This is a genomic window from Planktothrix agardhii, from assembly GCF_904830935.1.
Lineage (GTDB): Bacteria > Cyanobacteriota > Cyanobacteriia > Cyanobacteriales > Microcoleaceae > Planktothrix > Planktothrix agardhii.
Genome location: NZ_LR882952.1, coordinates 1,871,531 through 1,890,239, shown reverse-complemented (window position 1 = coordinate 1,890,239; position 18,709 = coordinate 1,871,531). Strand labels below are relative to the sequence as shown.

Genomic DNA, 18,709 nt, shown 5'->3' with positions numbered 1-18,709 from the left:
TGTCTACTCATCTTCAACCCTATCTTCGTTGATCAAAATATCTTGTTCCTCTGCTTCTACATTAACAGGACTTACGCAGCTATGCTATGCGTAGCGTAGCCCTGTATGGGAAATCAAACAGTTAACCGGGATAGAATCTTGTCAATGTCGCTGAGGGAAAATTCAAAAAAACCATATTGCTTGCGCTTTATTAGTTTGGACGTTTCTCTCAACAACAGCGAGGAAAGTTTCTCAAACTGTTTATGAATTAAAAGCTAATTTATTGTCTAAATACCTTACCCAAGAGCTTAAATATCTGTCTTTGAAGCTAAAATTTATTGAGCTTTAAAACTCATGAATTGAGACTAATTTAATCCGGGTTCCTTGCGATTCTCTGAGCTAAATCGCCGAAAATTGCTCGGTTTTCTATGTGCTATATATAGCGCAATTGCGTAAGTCCTGAAGTGAAATTTAATTCTAGCTATCAGCATAATACCAATTTAACGAACAGGCTTAAATCCCTGTACAAAATCAATCCATGAATCCACTTTTGAACCTGTAATATCTAAAATCGGAATAGAACGAGTTCTAGGAATCGGTGGCCCAGCTTCTTCTTGAGAGTATTCAATCACTGTTGATTCAGGTTGACCTAAACCATAGCGGTTAGCCATTCGATTAGCAAGGTCACAACTAATAAAGAATTCCCCCATATTAATTTGACCATTGCCAGCATAATATAACCAAGTTCTTGATCCGGCATTAATCTGTTGACAATCGTAATAAGTCACTTCAAACATTTTAGCGATATGCACATCATAAAGCCTCAATTTTCCCCCATAAGCAGCACGAGTTGTATCTCGGTCAGGAACAGTCATTGTATAAATTCCTTCGCCATGTTGTAACCTCATGGGAACTGCGGTAGACTGAGCCAAGACTGATGTACAATTACCAATTAGTTCAATCAATGGAATGATTGATACAATTAAAAATTTACCAAAATTGTTCAGCATTAGAATTTGCTCATAGAAAGGATAATGTTGATATGATATCCGGTTAAATCCACAAAATCTCCGTAGGGGCGGGTTCACCCAGATATTGAATACCCATCAAAGATTTCACTAAACCCGCCCTTCTTCTATCTCAAATATACTGAATGATAGTTCTAAAATCAAATCAGAAAAGTTAAGCTAAATAATCACAAAATCATTAGCAGTTAGAGTAAAGTTATCTCGATCTCGTCCTAGCACTGCCAGTAACTCACCACCGGACTCAATTTTCAAAAACTTGGTAATATTAGTACCAAAGTTTTCCTCAACGCTTCCTTTCCCAAAAATACTATCAATCTGTTGCGGTTGGATATCGCTAATTAATAATTGTTCAAAGGTAACACCAACTAAACCAATTTTATCCTCACTATTGATAAAGTCTAAAATTAAGTCAGCATTTTCAGTACCCGTCGGAATTTCATTAAGATCAGCAGTTTTACTGATAATAAAAGTATCTACTCCACCTGTTTCATAAAGAGGATCACCTCTTAATATATCCTGATCTCGATCTCCAGAAATTCTATTGCTCCCTCCATTTCCCGTTAAGATATCTTTACCTTGCCCTCCAAATAGATCAGCATTTCCATTAGAGGATACAGTAATTGAGTCATCTCCTAAATTACCAAATAAAAAGCTGATACTATTATTACCATACACAGAATAACCAATATCTTGGATAATATCATTACCTTGACCTCCATAAATTGTATCATAATCATATCCAGGGCCACCTTCTAACGAATCGTTGCCTTCATTACCATATAAAATATCATTATCATCCCCACCTAATACTGTATCATTTCCCTCCATTCCGAACAAAATGTCTTTCCCCTCACCTCCAACAATAGAATCTTGTCCTGACAAACCTAATATTGTGTAAGAGATTGTATCTTGATAATTTTCTAATGTAATAGTATCGTTATCAATACTGCCAAAAAATTGACCGAATTGATCCAAATCTGTTTTGGAAATAATATATTTAGCCATGTGTTCTCAATCCTTAAATGTTATAATTTTACAGTTTAATAACAGATTTTCAGATTAATCTGTTATTATTTTGTTATCTCTGCTATTAATCGTCGAACTCCTCTGTAACTGATAATAAATTAACTAACTTCTGATTGTCTACTGATTAACGTTAGAATTTATGTTAGAATCGTGTTAGCTGTTTTTTATACCCGCAATATGGCTCAAGTGGACAAAATATTTAGTCAGGCTGCCCAGGAATGGGATTTAGAAAGTCTTTATGCTGACTTGGCATCTGCGAAAGGAAAGCATCTCACCCCTATTGAAAAAGCTCACTTGAGGGGGTTGTTGTCTGGCTGTAGTCCCTCGGAAATCGCTCAAAAATTAGAGAAAATTCCCAGAGGCGTAGAGTCTGATTTATGTGCAACGGTTTATAAATATGTAAAGTCTTTGTTAGATAAAGCAGAAAAAGTAGAAAACTGGCGCAAGATTTATGAATGGCTTGATGAATCCGGTTATAAATCTAAGCTGGATAACAAAGTTCCTGTTAAAAATTTATTACCTAAACAAAGCATTGTTAATATCACTAATTTTAATATTGAACAAGATCAAATAGTTTTTCAGTTTCATCTAACAATTCCAACATCAGAAATTACTGAATTATCTATACAAGATTGTAATATTGATGAGAATATTGGTAATAATAATACGGATAATAATTGAAGTTATTGTTATTGGGTAAATTACCATTTTTCCCTTGTTGGTAACATTTATTTAAATCTTCCTTGTTTTTTTAGTTTAAGCGATCGCTTCACTTTAATTATTTTTTATCTCAATTGATAAAAAAATGCCAGTATTAATTATGTTCTTATTTTCCAAGATTTCGGATCTGTCCGACTGTGAAAAATTGCTGTTACAATTACAAAAAGCCTTTACAGGTCAACTCACCTAATAAAACTGCTAAAATGTACAAAACAGTCAAAAAGCTCAGGAAATGAACAGCTACACCCTGACCAAAACCCGTAATAAACACGGATTTGCCAGCCTCCTAGAGACCATTCCCCAAGGCTAACCATGTATAGCTTTGAGTATGACGACAATAAAAGTCGAACCAACCAACAAAAACACGGCATAGACTTCATCGAAGCCCAACAACTTTGGCAAGACGATGACTTGTTGGAAATTCAGGCTACAAGCGAAACAGAATCGCGTTTTTTAGCCATTGGCAAACTGAAGCAAAAACACTGGACAGCCGTTATCACTTACAGATTAGAAAATATCCGAATTATTTCCGTCCGCCGTTCCCGTCCCAATGAGGTTATATGGTATGAAAGCCGAAGAATTTGACGCAAAATTTGACACAGGTGAAGACCTCACCGAATTTATGGATTTCTCGACCGCCAGACGACCCAACCGAGAAAAACAAAAAATAGAACTCAATTTACCCCTCTGGATGATTCGCCAACTCGAAGCCGAAGCTCAAAAACAGGGTATTTCTCCCCAAACCTTTTTAGAAAACTATTTAGCCGAAAATCTTGCCCCTGTTAGATAAAGAATTAGCAGGTAACTGTTCTATTAAATTTAATAACTCTTGCTTAACACTGGGTATTAATAACATCTGTTTAACCCTTCCTTGTTTTTTTGTTTAAGCGATCGCTTCACTGCAATCAGTTGTTTTAATAAATTGTTATAATGATGATTAACACCCACTTGCAAGCTAAAACAGGTCATCCTAAACAACTATAAACTTTAACGAAAATGATACAATCATTAATTCAATTGCACGATTACTTTCATGTTCTTGCTTCTGATGATATCCGAATTAAAGGAACACGCATTAGCATTGAACAGATTTTGTATGAATATCTGTATAATCATCAATCCCCCGAAGAAATCCAAAAGCATTTTACAACAGTTACATTAGAACAAATTTATGCCACTATTCTTTATTATTTTAGAAATCAAGAACAGGTTTCTGCTTATTTAGAAAATTGGTTGACAGCTACGAATCAAGCTGAAGCAGAACATGATCAAAATCCCCCTACTGTTGTCAAAAGATTGCTGAAGTTAAAAGCTGAACAGGAAGCGGTTAAGGTGAGTCAAGAATGCCCATAAAATGAATATCAAGATATTATTAGTTATGTCCCGTTAAAAAAATAGGGAATAAAAGACCCTACTTGCTGTTAATATAAGAGGAGGCAGAGCCTGCCTAATTGCATTCCCTGGTAGAACCAGGGAACAAGGATAAAATTTTTATTTTGAATTGTATTAAACTAAAAGTAACTCTTAGAAAAGGGTAATGGTGATGGTGACACTGCAATTCAAGCAACTCAGCGTTCCCCCTGGACAGCGTGTGCTATTTCTGGATGTAAGCTGGCAAGATTTTGAGGCGATTTTAGCGGAATTGGGCGAACATCGGGGGGCGCGAGTGGCTTATTTTCAAGGAATTTTGGAGATTAGGATGCCTTTACCAGAACATGAATTTAATAAAGAAATTATTGGGGATATGGTAAAAATTCTGCTAGAAGAACTAGAAATGGAACGGGAGTGTTTTGGATCAACAACATTTAAACGTCAAGGAATGGCGGCTGGAATTGAACCGGATAATTGTTTTTATATTCAAAATTATCAAGCGATGATTGGGAAAAAACGGTTAGATTTAACGGTTGACCCACCCCCAGATTTAGCCATTGAAGTTGATGTTACCTCTAAAACTCAGTTAAGTGCTTATCAAGCGCTCGGTGTTACAGAACTGTGGCGCTATGAAAATGATCAATTGCAAATTTATGTTCTGCGAAATGGAGAATATATTAAGTCTCAAATTAGCCCAATTTTTGCCAATTTTCCAGTCATAGAAGTAATTTCTCAGTTTGTAGAAATGAGTTGGATAAAGGGGACGAGTGTAGCCTTGAGAGCATTTCGTAAATGGGTACGCGAAAGGATAGAATAATAGAGCTTATAATAATTGTTGCACAAAAACCCAAAAAATGTTACAATTCCCCGCGTATTTGGTCGATGTAGATTCTTAATCCTTTAACCTATATTTGATATAGTTGTTAAAATTTAAACAAAATTTAACTTTTTTACAGGAGCCGATATGCGACAACTATTTTCTGCATTATTAATAACGGGTTTAGCCCTGACAAGTTTAGCTAAAATCACCCAAGCCCAAGGTTTACCAGGGATGACCCTGTTGAGTGGCCCCGACAAGGCCAACATCTTAAATTATTTTCTCCAAAGCGGACGGTCGGGAGAATGGGATCGTTATAAATTAAGACTTCCGGCTGATAAGTTGAATTTAGCGATCGCCGAAATTTCCATCACCTATCCCAAATACTATAAAGGCAAAATTGATCCTAAATCAGTACAAATTCGCATTAAAGATAAGCCGATTCCCTTAGAAGACGTGATTTGGGATAAAGAGAACCATATTATCCAAATTTATCCCCAAGAACCGATTCCGGCGGGGACTAAGGTAGAAATCGTTCTCTCTAACGTCAAAAATCCCACCTTTGGGGGCGTTTTCAACTTTAATGCCAATATTCGCACCCCCGGAGATGTGCCGATGTTGCGTTATGTGGGAACTTGGGTTTTGAGTATTGATTAATATTGTAGTTGTGGAGAAGCTTTTTGCACCCCGCGCCTAAAGTCCAACAATTGTGGTACACTGAAAAATTGTGACTTTTAATTAACAAATTAACAAAAAGGCACCGGAGGTAAGTAATGGCTCAACAAACCCTGCAAGGAACGAACCGCAAAAAGAAAAGAGTTTCTGGCTTCAGAGTACGAATGCGGACAAAAAACGGTCAAGCAGTTATCAAAGCTCGTCGCAAGAAAGGACGGGCGCGTTTAACGTTTTAAATCCTTGATCCCAATTCAAGAAAACCTATTGCTATTCCCACGAACTCATTGCCATCCTGATGATCAAGCTAAAGGGAATTTTGAATTTGTGGGTAGCAGTACCTAATTAATGTTACCGAAAATCAATCGACTCCGACATCCCAAAGACTTCAAAGCCGTCTATAGCAAAGGACTGCATCGCAAAACCCCTCATTTAACCTTGAGGGCCTTACGAGGTCAACCCCATAGAACAGAACGGAATTTAACCGACTCGTCCTGTGTTCAGCCGACTAGGATGGGGATTTCCATTAGTCAAAAAGTAAGTAAACGGGCTGTGGTTCGGAATCGGATCAAACGTCAAATTAGAGCAGTTTGGCATCAGTTTTTACCCTTGATATCACCGGGTTGGGACGTTGTGATCGTTGTTAAACCAACGGCCGATCAGTGCAATTATTCAGAAATTCTGCAAGAATTAGAAAAGTTGTTGGTAGAAGCAGAGGTTTTAAATGGGTATACGGGAGGAAAGTTTTTATGAGGGAGGCCCGGCGATCGGCGACCTGATTATCAATCTATTAATAGGACTGACGGTTATTGGTATCCCTCTGGCGATTGGGGCAATTGTGCGGGCATTATGGCTGCGCTATCGGATCACGAACCGCCGGATATCTGTGATCGGTGGATGGATGGGACAGGATCGTACCGATATTGTCTATTCAGAAATTATCAAAATCGTGAAGGTTCCCAGAGGACTCGGGACTTGGGGGGATATGGTTGTCACCCTGAAAAATGGGTCTCGTCTGGAACTGCGGGCCGTTCCTCGATTTCGAGAAGCCTATGACTTTATCCTCGATAAAATCTCACCCCAGGCTCAAAAAGCCAGTGCGATAACCAGCCGATAATCTGGGAAAAGGATGCAGTTTTTTCGGTGTTGAGCCTGAAGCCTGACGAATGGTATGGGTTGTCGCCAACCCACGAATCCAGCGTCGGCTAATGGTTCTTAAAATTATATAAATTTGACGCAAGCAGTTCAATAAACTCAAAAGAATGGACTTTGGTATCGGGTTTCTTTCCAATAATTTGATGTTGCCGATCCTAGATTTTTTCTACGGGATCGTGCCTAGTTATGGTTTAGCAATTGTAGCGTTAACCTTAGTGGTTCGCTTCGCGCTTTACCCCTTGAATGCGGGTTCAATTCGCAATATGCGGCGAATGAAAGTCACCCAACCGTTGATGAAAGAACGGGTTGATCAAATCCAACAACAGCATAAAGATGACCCGGTGAAACAACGGGAAGAAATGAGCAGAGTCTACAAAGAACTGGGAAATCCCTTAGCTGGATGTTTCCCGCTTCTGATTCAAATGCCGATTCTTTTTGCTCTGTTTGCTACTTTGCGGGGTTCACCCTTTTCTGATGTCAACTACAGCATAGACCTACAGATTTTACCCCAAGCACAAATTGAACAGGTTCAGCCCCAAGCCTACGCTACTAAAGCTCAAAACTATTATTTCGCCGATGGAATTCACACCTCCGTTGTCGCGATGATTCCCGGTGGTAATCGTTTAGGGCTGAATGAAAAGGTAAAGGTAGAACTCCAAACCGTTGACGGTAAACCCTTAAAATCGGAATTGGAAAAATATCCCGAAGTAAACCTAATCCCCACCTGGAAAATTCTGAAAGGGGAAGATAAGATCCAAGTCGGTGAAAACGGTCAAATCCTGGCCTTAGCACCTGGAGATGCCACGATTCAAGTGGGTCTGAGGGGATTAGCTTCGGATAAAGGATTTCTGTTTATTGATGCTTTGGGTCGAGTCGGGGCCGTTGATCCCGATGGTACGATTCACTGGGATATTGTCGGGATGATTCTGGCTTTTGGGGTATCTTTATATCTCAACCAAGTTTTATCGGGACAAGGTTCTAGTAGTGGTAATCCTCAGCAGGATACTGTTAATAAAATTACACCTGTGCTGTTTAGTGGGATGTTTTTCTTCTTTCCCCTTCCGGCGGGTGTGTTGCTGTATATGCTGATTGCGAATATCTTCCAAACGGTTCAAGCATTTATTTTGTCCCGGGAACCTCTACCCGAACACTTGCAAAAAATTGTGGAAGAATCCAGTAAAACCGCTAAATTAGCAACGGTTGATGGGGAAAGAGAAGCATTACCCTTTGAGCCGGGACGTTCTAAGAAAAAGGCGCAGTCGTAGAAATGAATAATAGCGATATACAACAGGGCCAAGAATGGTTGGAGGAATTGCTCAAATTAGGGGCGGTTCCCTCCCAGGTAAAACCTAGTTTAGAAGCGGATTCCTGTTGGTTAACCATTGATCAAGTTAATCTCACCCCCGAACAGGTGGCAACTTTAATCGGTCAGGACGGGGAAGTTTTAGATGCGATTCAATATTTACTCAACGCCATTCATAACCTGGGCAAAGAGGACGAAAATCGCACCTCTTACACCGTAGAACTCAACGGATATCGAACTCAACGTCATTTGGAATTGCGGGCTTTAGCTGACCATGCGGCCAGTCGTGTCCGAGAGACCGGGGGAGAGGTGGAAATTAAATCCCTGTCTTCGGCAGAAAGACGTCTGATTCATTCTTTTCTCGAAGAAAGCGATGATTTAGAAACCTATAGTCGGGGACAGGAACCCGATCGTCGTTTGGTGGTTAAAATAAAAGGCTAGACACCGAAAACTTTGTTTAGCCTTGCTTATTGTACCGCAGGTGGGAAAATAATTATGGACTCCATCTATATCCCAGATTTACTTAGGACACAAAACCGATCTTTAGAATTTGAGTTTCAAGAGTTTTTCCCCGACTTAGAAACTCTAACTCCGGTTCGAGGTCGGATGCGGGTCAGTCACAAAACCACTTATATCGAGGCGGTGGTTCAGGCGGAAACTATTGTTACCCTGACCTGTGACCGATGTTTAAAACAATATAACCATCGGTTAAAGGTCGATACTTCTGAATTAATTTGGTTGATGGCTTCGGTAGATAAAGTCGATGCTTCTAAAGCTGAAGTAGAAATTTCTTTAGATGAACCTGTGGAAAGTCTGCATCCCCAAGGTCATTTTTTACTTGGGGATTGGCTCTATCAACAATTGTGTTTAGCCCTACCCCTACGCCAACTCTGTGAGGGGCCCTGTGAACTTCCCCAACCGATATCAACCGAATCCGGGCCTATTGTTGATCAACGTTGGGCTTCATTACAATCTTTGAAGCAAAATCTACAATAATTAAGAGGTGTTGATAGTTAACATTTGATAGTCAGCGAGCGAGGACGCTCCCCCTGCCCCCCTACCTCCCCCTGCTCCCACTTTCTATGAGTAAATTCAATGAGGAATTGAAGTTATTATTGCGATCGCGCTACGCTATTATTTATATTCCGACTTTAGAAGAAGAACGAGTCGAAACTGTAATTAAACAGGCGGCAAAAGATCAAGGCAACCGTGGGGTTTATGTCTGGGATTTTGTGGAAGGATATCAGCAGGGAAATCCTAATGATTTAGGAGCCGGAAAACGCAATCCGTTACAGGCCTTAGAATTTGTAGAAAAATTACCAGAGGCGATGCCTGCTGTCTTTATTCTAAGGGACTTTCATAGATTTTTAGAAGATATTGCAATTTCGCGGAAATTAAGAAATTTAGCCAAAAAATTAAAGTCTCAACCTAAGAATTTAGTAATTATTTCTCCCCAAATTGCGATTCCCTCGGACTTGAGTGAAGTCTTAACGGTTTTAGAATTTCCCTTACCCAATCTAATAGAAATTAAGACGGAAGTTGAACGATTATTAATCACAACAGGACAGCCTTTAGATCCTCGTTTATTAGATGAAATGGTGCGTTCCTGTCAAGGACTTTCGATGGAAAGGATTCGCCGAATTTTAGCAAAGGCGATCGCCACCCATGGAGAATTACAAGAGGATGATATTGAATTAATATTAGAAGAAAAACGCCAAACCATTCGTCAAACTCAAATTTTAGACTTTTATTCTGCCCAGGAAAATATCTCGGATATTGGGGGTTTAGATAATTTAAAAGATTGGTTATTACTCCGGGGAAGTGCCTTTTCAGAACGGGCGAGACAATATGGTTTACCCTATCCCAGAGGGTTATTATTAGTAGGAATCCAAGGAACAGGAAAATCCTTAACGGCAAAAGCGATCGCCCATCATTGGCATTTACCATTATTAAGATTAGATGTGGGGCGTTTATTTGCGGGACTGGTTGGAGAATCGGAATCTCGCACCCGACAAATGATTCAATTAGCAGAAGCCCTAGCGCCTTGTGTGTTATGGATTGATGAAATTGATAAAGCCTTTTCGGGATTAGATGGTAGAGGAGATTCAGGAACCAGTAATCGAGTGTTTGGGACATTTATTACTTGGTTAGCCGAAAAAACCTCCCCGGTTTTTGTGGTCGCAACGGCCAATAATATTCAATCTTTGCCCCCGGAAATGTTAAGAAAGGGACGATTTGATGAAATTTTCTTTGTGGGATTACCCTATCAAGAAGAACGAAAAGCCATTTTTGAAGTGCATTTATCAAAACTACGTCCCCAAAATATTAGAAACTATGATATAGAACGATTAGCCTATGAAACCCCTGATTTTTCTGGGGCAGAAATTGAACAAACTTTAATTGAAGCGATGCACATTGGCTTTAGTCAAAACCGAGATTTCGTCACCGATGATATTTTAGAAGCAGCGAGTCAAATTGTCCCCTTAGCCAGAACAGCGAAGGAGCAAATTGAGTTTCTGCAAAATTGGGCTGCTGCCGGGAAAGCCCGTTTAGCTTCTCGACAGGGTAGTTTAAATCGTCGCTTATCCGGTTAATGGTATAGTAGGTATCTTTAGATCGGGGTTTAAAACCTATGTATAGAACTATTCCCAAAACTATGAATCTTTATGGTGTTTTTAAATTTATTGTTGGTTTTTTTCTGGCAATTTTAATTTTAGCGGGTGCAACGGTCGCTACAGCTTTATATTTCGCAGCCCGTTTATCAGAACTTCCAGAACGTCCGACTTTTCCCAATGATAACCCCCAACCAAAAATAGCAGCAAAGCCCGTTACTCCCCAAGCCGCGGTCACGCCAACCCCGATCCCAACTCCCGAAGCAGAAAAGCTTGAACCAGGGGCTTATCGGGCGATTGTGACCCAGCCTATCGGTTTGATTTTACGCGATACTCCCAGTACCGAGGCTAACCGAATTGGTGGCATTGCCTATCAAGAAAAAGTGGTTGTCCTGGGAGAAAGTGATGATAAACAATGGCAAAAAGTGCGGGTTTTGACTGATAGAGATCGCACGGGATGGATTAAAGGTGGAAATACGGAAAAAGATTGAAATTTTCGGCGGTTTCAACCGCCGAGTAATCTGCCTTAGCGGTTGCTATATTATACCAATCGGCGTTTAGTTAACCAATAGGTGAGCATTTCTCCTCGACCTTTAACATCAATTAAACCCCGTTCTTCAAAGTCATATTTACCATTTAAAAGGTTTTTAGTAGTGGCTGTAACTTGGATTTTACCCACTTCTCCTTGGGATTCCATCCGAGAAGCAATATTAACGGCGTCTCCCCATAAATCATAGATAAATTTTTTCGTGCCAATTACACCCGCCACCACTGGCCCGGTATTAATTCCAATTCTTAAATTACAAGATTGACCCATTTGTCCTTGAAATCGGCGAATTTCTGCCTGCATATCTAAAGCCATTTCTGCCATCGCTTCCACGTGGTCATGGCGAGGAGTGGGTAAACCGCCCGCCACCATGTAGGAATCTCCAATGGTTTTAATTTTTTCTAAATGATGTTTTTCGGCTAATTCATCAAAAGCGGAGAAAACTTGATTCAGGAAATTGACTAATTCTGAGGGAGAAATGCGAGCAGAAAATCCGGTAAAATCAACAATATCTGCAAACATAATCGTAGCTTGTTCAAAGCGCTCGGCAATAGAATGCTGATTCTGTTTTAATTGTTCGGCAATGGAAGGAGGGAGAATATTTAATAATAACCGTTCTGATTTTTCCCGTTCGGCTTGTAATGCTTCTAAAACCCGACGTCTTTCCGTCGTATTTCTTGCCACCCAAATCACACAATTATCCGGCATGGGAGACACCATTGCTGCAAACCAAACTTCATCTCCAGGATTTAAAGGGGATGAATTAGTTCCAGGATGTCCGGGTTTATATTCAGCAGAAACTAAACTATATTCAATATTTAAAGTTTGCTTTGTGTTTAATACTTCTTGAATTTGATTATAAAATAAAGTGGCATGACTAGCTGGAAAAACTTCAAACACAGTTTTCCCAAGTAGTTCTTCCGTGGGACTATATAAAACCTCTGAATTTGTGGTGACAATCTTTTTATATCTTCCTTCTGAATCAAACACTGTAATTACATCTGTCATCGCAGCAAATAAAGCTCTCAATTCAGCTTCCGACTCTCGTAAGGCATTTTCAATCCTGGTTCTTTCGGCAACTTCTCGAACTAATTGATGATTGGCTTCTCGGAGGGCGGCAGTGCGTTCTTCTACCCGAATTTCTAACTGTTCCATTGCCCTTTGTAGGGCGGCTTCTGCTTGTTTGCGCTCGTTAATATCTTCAACGGTTCCTTCATAATGGAGTAGGTTTCCAGCTTCATCTCGGACAGCAAAAGCATTTTCTGAAATCCAAGTTAACTGTCCGTCTAAGCGTCGGATTTGAGATTCAAAACCAACAATTGCCCCCTGTTCTGCCAATAGTTTAACAAACTGTTGGCGACGTTGGGGTTGAACATAGAGTTGGTCTTGAATATTGGTTATATTCTGGATTAATTCTTCAGGAGATTGATAACCGTAAATTCGAGCTAAAGCTGGATTTGCACTTAAATAAATCCCCGTGGGTGTGGTTTGAAATATGCCTTCAACCGCATTCTCAAAAATACTCCTATAGTTAGCTTCAGCTTGTTTTAACGCTTCTTCCGCTTGTTTCCGTTCGGTAATATCGATTCCCACAAAGAAAGCGGCTTGATTTTGATTATATTTATGGGCAACAATTAAATAATTCCGAGGTTTGCCTTGAATTACAGACATGACTTCTTGATAGGAGTCTTTTTCGGGATAATCAAAAAAGTTTCGGACAAAATCATTAAACTCAAAACTAGCTTTCAAAAACCCAATATCTTGATTAACAAAATCTTCAGGTTGGAGGTCAAAAGTTGATGCCAAATAACGATTGACTCCCAAATAACGTAAATCCGAACTAATCCAAGAAACCGTACCTGGAACCACATCTAATACCGCTTCTAATTGGTCTTGGCTTAATCTTAGTGCTGCTTCAGCTTCCCGGCGTTCTGTAATATCAATTCCGACCACAAAGGCCGCTTGATTATCATTATATTTTTGAGCCACAATTAAATAATATCGTAACTTGTTATGCAGGAAAAATGCTACCTCTTGAAAGGCATCAATAGCGTAACTATTAAATAAATCCTCGATGAATTGAGTAAACCCCGAATGATTGCCTAAAAAACCAATATGTTGATCAATAAAAGTTTCCCTTGGCATCCCAAACATATCTGCCAACCGTTGATTAACTTCGATATAACGTAGGTCTGAATTAATCCAAGAAACTGTCCCCGGAACCGCTTCTAATACTGTTTGCAATTGATTCTTAGCATTTCTCAAAGATTCTTCAGCCTGTTTGCGATCAGTAATGTCAATTCCGACCACAAAAGCCGCCTGATTATGATTGTATTTTTGAGCCACAATTAAATAGTGTCGCCATTCTCCATTCACCTGATTTCTGACTTCTCGATAGGCGTCAATTTCAGGACTATTAAATAAATCTTGAACAAAATCTTGGAATTCCGAACTGGTTCCTAAAAATCCAATATGTTGACCGACAAAACGCTCCCTAGGAAGGTTAAGCATATTGGCTAATCGTTGATTCACTTCGATATAACACAAATCTGAGTCAATCCAAGAAACCGTTCCCGGAACTGCTTCTAAGACCGTTTGTAGTTGATTTTTAGCATTTCTTAAAGATTCTTCAGCTTGTTTGCGTTCGGTGATATCAATTCCGACTACAAAAGCTGCTCGATTATAATTATATTTTTGGGCCACAATTAAATAGTGTCGCCATTCCCCATTCACCTGATTTCTGACTTCTCGATAGGCGTCAATTTCAGGACTATCAAATAAATCTTGAACAAAATCTTGGAATTCCGAACTGGTTCCTAAAAATCCAATATGTTGACCGATAAAACGCTCCCTAGGAAGGTTAAGCATATTGGCTAATCGTTGATTCACTTCGATATAACACAAATCTGAGTCAATCCAAGAAACCGTTCCCGGAACTGCTTCTAAGACCGTTTGTAGTTGATCTGTAGCCATGCGAAGAGCATTTTCTGATCGTTGATGCTGGACAATTTCTTGGACTAAATTATCATTTGATTCTTTTAATGCAGCGGTGCGTTCTGCTACCTTTTTTTCTAATTGTTCATTAGCTTTTTGAAGTGCTAATTCAAACTGTTTGCGAGTTTCAATTTCCTGCTGGAGTTGTGCCTTTGTTGCTTCCAGTTCAATCGATTTTTGTTCCAATTGTTCGGCTCTTTCAATGCCTTGACTCACTTCAGATAACAACTCAAAAACAATACCAGAGGCATTAAAATTATCTTCATTAAACCCCAACCAAGGCAAAGGTTTAATCAGTTTTTCACTGGTATATAAAACCTCAAATTCCTGATTTGGTAATACCTGACCAATGCGACAAACCTTAGCAACATGATGATTTGGTTCTAGACGGACTAACCCTCCAGGAGACACAAAACACTGTCCATAGGCTGCAATTTTCACCCGTTCTACATCAAAAGATTCAGCTAATTCAACGGCTTGTTTCCAGAGATGAATTTGAGTATGGGCGGTTGCCATAGAGTTATTAATAACCCGTTCTTCTCCATAAAAGCGTTTAAATACTTGAACAAATTGATGATTTTCTGGGGTATTTAAACTTTGAAAATAATGAAAACAACTGAAGTGACCAACGGCAGCCTCTTGAAGTTTTTGTACTTCAGATTCCGAGAGAGAGGTTGCTAAAATTGGTAAATCAGAAGCCTTAATTCCACTTTCATAAAATTGGCGATAAAAACTTAAATTGCGATCGCCTCTGAGAGTATTAATAATAATATCCGGTTGTGCCTGTCGAATCCGAGTAATAATCGCTTCAAAATCCATTGTTGAAGATGGAAGATATGCTTCTCCAACTACCTCCCCACCATAATGTTTGAGGTGGACTTTCATCAGTTTATTTAGGGTATAGGAAAACACCTGATCCCAACCCAATAAATAACATCGAGTTTTCTGGTTTCGCAATAACCAATTAATAGTTAATTCTACTTGCTGATTCGCACAAAATCCTGTGTAGAAAATTTGGCTACAATTTTCTAACCCTTCGTAGGAAGCCGGATACCAAAGTTGAGCATTAAAGGCTTCAAGCACCGGTCTAACGGCGTGACGACTTGCAGTCGTCCAACAGCCAAAAAGGGTCGTGACACCATCCTGTTGAATTAATTTTTGGGCTTTTTGTTCAAAGGTGAAGCAGTCTGAAGCACCATCTTCAATAACGGGTTCAATGATTTGCCCTAAAACCCCCCCCTGATCATTAATTTGGGCAATGGTCATTAATTCAGTTTCTAGCAATGGTCTTTCCCTATAAGCCATCGCTCCACTTAGAGAATGCAGTAACCCGACTCGTACACCTGACATAGTTGATTAATGGCTGGTAGAACTCAATTTTTGACTTCGGGTAAGATAGCTGCACCCTCAAATTCTTTACCCTTGATAGAATCAATAAGATAGACCTGTCCTATCACAATAGTTTAAGCTGCAATGAGCCTAAATCCCTAATTCAACAATTCTTTAATCTTAGCATTGACATTCTCCTTCTTGTAGAGCTAGGCAGGTAAGCTGATGGAAATCCCTAAAAGTCCCTCGGAAAAAACCGGGTTTCTTGAGTTTGCCTAATGAAAATGTAACTATTCTAAATTAGCTGAAATATTATTACTAAATCGAGGTAATATTCCTACATTCTTTACAAAAATACAGCAGGAAAACCGCTTATTTAAAATTTCCACAGGAGCACATAAACATCTGGATTATTTAAGCGATCGCCATTCACAAAACCAACTTAAAACTAATCTACAATTAACCTTAGAAACTATTTTAAACTTAAAAATATTATAAGTACCTAAACAAAATTAATTACACATCCTCTACCCTGTTCCCTCCCCCCTAGCCCCCCGTGCACGGGGGGCTAGGGTGGCTGTTCCCTCTCTCAACTAGGTAATTTATTTTGTGCAACTACTTAACAGATATTTAGGACAGTTTCACAACTTTAATATTTTATATCTTGATTTTCCTCAGATTCCGATAAAATTGTATACCTAGTATCAGTTTTAATTAGTGTAGTTTCGCTCAAATCAGTTCCCACTAAATTCGCTTGATTCAAATTAACAGCAAATAAAATTACCCCTTTTAAATTAGCACCTTTTAAATTAGCTCCATCCAAATTAGTATAAATTAACTTAGCCCCTCTTAAATCCGCCCCCCTTAAATCCGCCCCTTTCAAATTAGTTTTGAATAACTTAGCACGGGTTAAATCCGCCTTTCTTAAATCTGCATAAATCAATTTGGCACTCGATAGGTCAGCACCACTTAAATTCGTTTGAATTAAGTTAGCAAATAAATGGGCATTACTTAAATCAGCCCCACTTAAATTAGCGGACTTGAGATTAGCTTGCCACAATAAAATCCCTTTTAATACAGCCCCCCTTAAATCAGCACATTGTAAATTCACACCAATAAAACCCCGTTTTCCAGCAGCATAACGATCCAATAATTCCCGGGTACTCATTAATATAGAATTGGCACTGGTTTCAGGTGGCTTCATGACATTTGTGGTTATGGGTTGCTAACTATACTTCTGTTATAGCAGGGAATTGGGAACAGGAATCAAAAATATTAATTTAGTCATCTTGTTGATGTCTCAATTCTTCAGATAATGGCTTTACCTTAATCGACTCCAGACAGACTTGAGAGTATTTTGAGTCTGCTTTAAAACTTGATTAAGAGGTTTTTGAGCCTGGATAAATGCACGAGCACAATTACGACCAGGCATCCCAGAAATTGATCCCCCTGGATGAGTTCCTGCACCCGTTAAAAATAAACCTTGAATTGGGGTAGTATAATTAGCTAATTCAGGTAGGGGACGGAAAAAAATCATTTGATCTAAGGTCATATCAATATGATAGCAATTCCCTTTATAAGATCCTAAACGTTCTCCTAATTCCGCCGGACTTTCCACCCGACGGGCTAAAACTGAATGCTTAATATTAGGAGCGTATTCAGCAATTTTATCCAACACCCGATCCGCTACTTTATATTTTAACTCATCCGTCCATCCGGTTCCATTTAACCCCGTTCCTTCGGCTCCTGCTATTTGATAGGGGGCAAAAAATTCAATCCATAAAGTGTGTTTTCCTTCAGGAGCCATCGAAGGATCTAAAACCGTTGGCACAACTAAATAAACCGAAGGATCTTGATCAGGAATTTCACCAACTGTACATAAATTATGGGCTTTTTCAACATGATTTACGGAATCTGCAATTAAAACCGAGCCAATTAAATAGCTATCTTGATGATTATAGCCATCAAATCGTAAGGGTTCCGACAACGCACAATCAATTTTAAGAATAGTCTCATTATTATTAATAATTTTTCGTTCTAATCGTTCTCTTAAATTCGGATCTGCCGCATCAATATCCGTCGGGTCAACACATTGTAAAAATAAACGTCGAGCATCAATATTAGAAATTACACCCCGTTTAGCACGATATTCTTGATGTTCTGAAACCCTAACCCCAACCACCCGACCATCATCAATTAATATTTTTTGCACCGGAGTTTCTGTTAAAATAACTCCTCCTAAATGTTTAACTAAATTTACCAAAGATTGAGTTAACGCTCCTGTGCCACCCCGAGGGCGAGACATCCCTGGTTCATGGCGCATGGCTAACATACTAGCACCCACAGAAATCCCTTTTTGAGAGGGAGGAGCGCCAATTTCCGAGGCTAATCTAGCCAGAGGTGCTTTAACAATTTCCGTATCAAACCATTCATTAATTAAATCCTCTGGACTAATTAACATAGTTCTGACAAAATCCAAGATTTTATCCTTTCCTCCTAATACTGCTAATAAATCCAGAAAAGAATCCCGATCAAAATTTTTAGCAATATCAATAATTGAAGTCGGAGGAGCATTAAATAAAGGACTAACCGCACTCATTATTCGTTGCCAATATTCAACAAATTCCTTATATTTTTTCGCATCTCTTTCACTATATCGCGCAATTTCCGCACAGGTTTTTTCCACGGAACGATGAGCTAAAAAATACCGTCCATCGGGGTGCGGACAAAACACCACCGGGTCACAATATAAATAATCTAAGCCGTATTTGGTTAATTCTAATTCCTGCACCACCGGGCCAAGATGGATAAATTCATGATCAATTGCACAGAGGTTAAACTTAAATCCGGGTGCGTCTTCTGCCATGACTTCTTCCGTTGTGGCCGCACCCCCAGGAACGGAACGTTTTTCTAATAGTAAAACACTATATCCGGCTTTGAGGAGATAGGCCGCACAAACTAACCCATTATGACCTGCACCAATGATAATCACATCATAAGTAGACATAAAAAACCAATTATTGATCACTTTTTCGAGTGTACCAATAGATTGGAACTTTTTATATTATTCCCTATTCCCTGCTAGAGCAAAAAAAAGTGTAGGGGTGAACAAATATCACATCAAAGGGGAACTTAGACCTTTTGTGACTTCAACCC

Annotated in this window: 19 protein-coding genes and 1 pseudogene; 15 read left to right on the top strand and 5 right to left on the bottom strand. The window is 39.3% G+C overall.

Annotation, left to right across the window (positions count from 1 at the left end):
• Positions 1 to 109 precede the first annotated feature (109 nt).
• Positions 110 to 328: pseudogene (locus NMG88_RS08775) on the top strand (IS701 family transposase); the annotation flags it as partial.
• 151 nt (positions 329 to 479) lie between these two features.
• Here the strand turns inward: NMG88_RS08775 and NMG88_RS08770 are convergent.
• Positions 480 to 989: a hypothetical protein gene (locus NMG88_RS08770; protein WP_254035325.1), complete on the bottom strand. Its 510-nt coding sequence runs from the start codon at positions 987 to 989 to the stop codon at positions 480 to 482.
• Between the two features lie 177 nt (positions 990 to 1,166).
• Entirely contained in the window at positions 1,167 to 2,012 is an 846-nt protein-coding gene (locus NMG88_RS08765) for a calcium-binding protein (RefSeq protein ID WP_254035324.1), read from the bottom strand.
• 171 nt (positions 2,013 to 2,183) lie between these two features.
• Here NMG88_RS08765 and NMG88_RS08760 point away from each other — a divergent pair, with 171 nt between their 5' ends.
• From NMG88_RS08760 to NMG88_RS08695, 14 genes are all read left to right on the top strand, one after another.
• Positions 2,184 to 2,714, top strand: coding sequence for a helix-turn-helix domain-containing protein (locus tag NMG88_RS08760; RefSeq protein ID WP_254035323.1), 531 nt, complete (start codon positions 2,184 to 2,186; stop codon positions 2,712 to 2,714).
• Positions 2,715 to 3,065: 351 nt separating this feature from the next.
• Positions 3,066 to 3,338, top strand: a complete 273-nt coding sequence (locus NMG88_RS08755) for a BrnT family toxin (RefSeq protein WP_042155864.1) — start codon at positions 3,066 to 3,068, stop codon at positions 3,336 to 3,338.
• A complete protein-coding gene (brnA, locus tag NMG88_RS08750; protein WP_042155865.1) occupies positions 3,319 to 3,543 on the top strand; it encodes a type II toxin-antitoxin system BrnA family antitoxin in 225 nt (74 codons plus the stop codon). The genes NMG88_RS08755 and brnA overlap by 20 nt, the downstream gene beginning before the upstream one ends.
• 206 nt (positions 3,544 to 3,749) lie before the next feature.
• Complete coding sequence (locus NMG88_RS08745; RefSeq protein WP_268951710.1) at positions 3,750 to 4,106, top strand: DUF433 domain-containing protein; 357 nt, start codon at positions 3,750 to 3,752, stop codon at positions 4,104 to 4,106.
• A 190-nt stretch (positions 4,107 to 4,296) separates the two neighbouring features.
• Entirely contained in the window at positions 4,297 to 4,941 is a 645-nt protein-coding gene (locus NMG88_RS08740; protein WP_042155867.1) for a Uma2 family endonuclease, read from the top strand.
• A gap of 147 nt (positions 4,942 to 5,088) precedes the next feature.
• Positions 5,089 to 5,598 carry a DUF2808 domain-containing protein gene (locus tag NMG88_RS08735; RefSeq protein ID WP_026797999.1) on the top strand — a complete coding sequence of 170 codons (510 nt, stop codon included), beginning with the start codon at positions 5,089 to 5,091 and terminating at the stop codon, positions 5,596 to 5,598.
• Positions 5,599 to 5,714: 116 nt separating this feature from the next.
• Positions 5,715 to 5,852 carry a 50S ribosomal protein L34 gene (rpmH, locus tag NMG88_RS08730; protein ID WP_071783091.1) on the top strand — a complete coding sequence of 46 codons (138 nt, stop codon included), beginning with the start codon at positions 5,715 to 5,717 and terminating at the stop codon, positions 5,850 to 5,852.
• 109 nt (positions 5,853 to 5,961) lie between these two features.
• Positions 5,962 to 6,366: a ribonuclease P protein component gene (gene rnpA, locus NMG88_RS08725; protein WP_042155868.1), complete on the top strand. Its 405-nt coding sequence runs from the start codon at positions 5,962 to 5,964 to the stop codon at positions 6,364 to 6,366.
• Positions 6,338 to 6,730 (top strand): PH domain-containing protein, encoded by a 393-nt coding sequence (locus NMG88_RS08720; RefSeq protein ID WP_227364941.1) that lies wholly within the window; start codon positions 6,338 to 6,340, stop codon positions 6,728 to 6,730. The genes rnpA and NMG88_RS08720 overlap by 29 nt, the downstream gene beginning before the upstream one ends.
• A gap of 145 nt (positions 6,731 to 6,875) precedes the next feature.
• The gene (gene yidC, locus NMG88_RS08715) at positions 6,876 to 8,033 is read left to right on the top strand and encodes a membrane protein insertase YidC (RefSeq protein WP_042155869.1); all 1,158 of its coding nucleotides are present in this window, start codon (positions 6,876 to 6,878) and stop codon (positions 8,031 to 8,033) included.
• A 2-nt stretch (positions 8,034 to 8,035) separates the two neighbouring features.
• A complete protein-coding gene (locus tag NMG88_RS08710) occupies positions 8,036 to 8,512 on the top strand; it encodes a Jag family protein (protein WP_042155870.1) in 477 nt (158 codons plus the stop codon).
• Between the two features lie 54 nt (positions 8,513 to 8,566).
• Positions 8,567 to 9,067 (top strand): YceD family protein, encoded by a 501-nt coding sequence (locus tag NMG88_RS08705; RefSeq protein WP_042155871.1) that lies wholly within the window; start codon positions 8,567 to 8,569, stop codon positions 9,065 to 9,067.
• 86 nt (positions 9,068 to 9,153) lie between these two features.
• Positions 9,154 to 10,665, top strand: a complete 1,512-nt coding sequence (locus NMG88_RS08700) for an AAA family ATPase (protein WP_227351115.1) — start codon at positions 9,154 to 9,156, stop codon at positions 10,663 to 10,665.
• A 62-nt stretch (positions 10,666 to 10,727) separates the two neighbouring features.
• Positions 10,728 to 11,174 carry an SH3 domain-containing protein gene (locus tag NMG88_RS08695; protein WP_042157793.1) on the top strand — a complete coding sequence of 149 codons (447 nt, stop codon included), beginning with the start codon at positions 10,728 to 10,730 and terminating at the stop codon, positions 11,172 to 11,174.
• Positions 11,175 to 11,224: 50 nt separating this feature from the next.
• Here the strand turns inward: NMG88_RS08695 and NMG88_RS08690 are convergent, their stop codons facing one another.
• The 3 genes from NMG88_RS08690 to crtO form a co-directional block, all read right to left on the bottom strand.
• Positions 11,225 to 15,574, bottom strand: coding sequence for a transporter substrate-binding protein (locus NMG88_RS08690; protein WP_254032382.1), 4,350 nt, complete (start codon positions 15,572 to 15,574; stop codon positions 11,225 to 11,227).
• 628 nt (positions 15,575 to 16,202) lie between these two features.
• Positions 16,203 to 16,757 (bottom strand): pentapeptide repeat-containing protein, encoded by a 555-nt coding sequence (locus tag NMG88_RS08685; protein WP_227351117.1) that lies wholly within the window; start codon positions 16,755 to 16,757, stop codon positions 16,203 to 16,205.
• A gap of 117 nt (positions 16,758 to 16,874) precedes the next feature.
• Positions 16,875 to 18,581, bottom strand: a complete 1,707-nt coding sequence (gene crtO, locus NMG88_RS08680) for a beta-carotene ketolase CrtO (protein ID WP_227351118.1) — start codon at positions 18,579 to 18,581, stop codon at positions 16,875 to 16,877.
• Positions 18,582 to 18,709: the final 128 nt, after the last annotated feature.

What these genes read in the sequence shown, in the direction of transcription:
- NMG88_RS08770 (WP_254035325.1), bottom strand. Translation starts at nt 989, where the DNA reads ATGCTGAACAATTTTGGTAAATTTTTAATTGTATCAATCATTCCATTG.
- NMG88_RS08765 (WP_254035324.1), bottom strand. Translation starts at nt 2,012, where the DNA reads ATGGCTAAATATATTATTTCCAAAACAGATTTGGATCAATTCGGTCAA.
- NMG88_RS08755 (WP_042155864.1), top strand. Translation starts at nt 3,066, where the DNA reads ATGTATAGCTTTGAGTATGACGACAATAAAAGTCGAACCAACCAACAA.
- brnA (WP_042155865.1), top strand. Translation starts at nt 3,319, where the DNA reads ATGAAAGCCGAAGAATTTGACGCAAAATTTGACACAGGTGAAGACCTC.
- NMG88_RS08745 (WP_268951710.1), top strand. Translation starts at nt 3,750, where the DNA reads ATGATACAATCATTAATTCAATTGCACGATTACTTTCATGTTCTTGCT.
- NMG88_RS08740 (WP_042155867.1), top strand. Translation starts at nt 4,297, where the DNA reads ATGGTGACACTGCAATTCAAGCAACTCAGCGTTCCCCCTGGACAGCGT.
- NMG88_RS08735 (WP_026797999.1), top strand. Translation starts at nt 5,089, where the DNA reads ATGCGACAACTATTTTCTGCATTATTAATAACGGGTTTAGCCCTGACA.
- rpmH (WP_071783091.1), top strand. Translation starts at nt 5,715, where the DNA reads ATGGCTCAACAAACCCTGCAAGGAACGAACCGCAAAAAGAAAAGAGTT.
- rnpA (WP_042155868.1), top strand. Translation starts at nt 5,962, where the DNA reads ATGTTACCGAAAATCAATCGACTCCGACATCCCAAAGACTTCAAAGCC.
- NMG88_RS08720 (WP_227364941.1), top strand. Translation starts at nt 6,338, where the DNA reads ATGGGTATACGGGAGGAAAGTTTTTATGAGGGAGGCCCGGCGATCGGC.
- yidC (WP_042155869.1), top strand. Translation starts at nt 6,876, where the DNA reads ATGGACTTTGGTATCGGGTTTCTTTCCAATAATTTGATGTTGCCGATC.
- NMG88_RS08710 (WP_042155870.1), top strand. Translation starts at nt 8,036, where the DNA reads ATGAATAATAGCGATATACAACAGGGCCAAGAATGGTTGGAGGAATTG.
- NMG88_RS08705 (WP_042155871.1), top strand. Translation starts at nt 8,567, where the DNA reads ATGGACTCCATCTATATCCCAGATTTACTTAGGACACAAAACCGATCT.
- NMG88_RS08700 (WP_227351115.1), top strand. Translation starts at nt 9,154, where the DNA reads ATGAGTAAATTCAATGAGGAATTGAAGTTATTATTGCGATCGCGCTAC.
- NMG88_RS08695 (WP_042157793.1), top strand. Translation starts at nt 10,728, where the DNA reads ATGAATCTTTATGGTGTTTTTAAATTTATTGTTGGTTTTTTTCTGGCA.
- NMG88_RS08690 (WP_254032382.1), bottom strand. Translation starts at nt 15,574, where the DNA reads ATGTCAGGTGTACGAGTCGGGTTACTGCATTCTCTAAGTGGAGCGATG.
- NMG88_RS08685 (WP_227351117.1), bottom strand. Translation starts at nt 16,757, where the DNA reads ATGAAGCCACCTGAAACCAGTGCCAATTCTATATTAATGAGTACCCGG.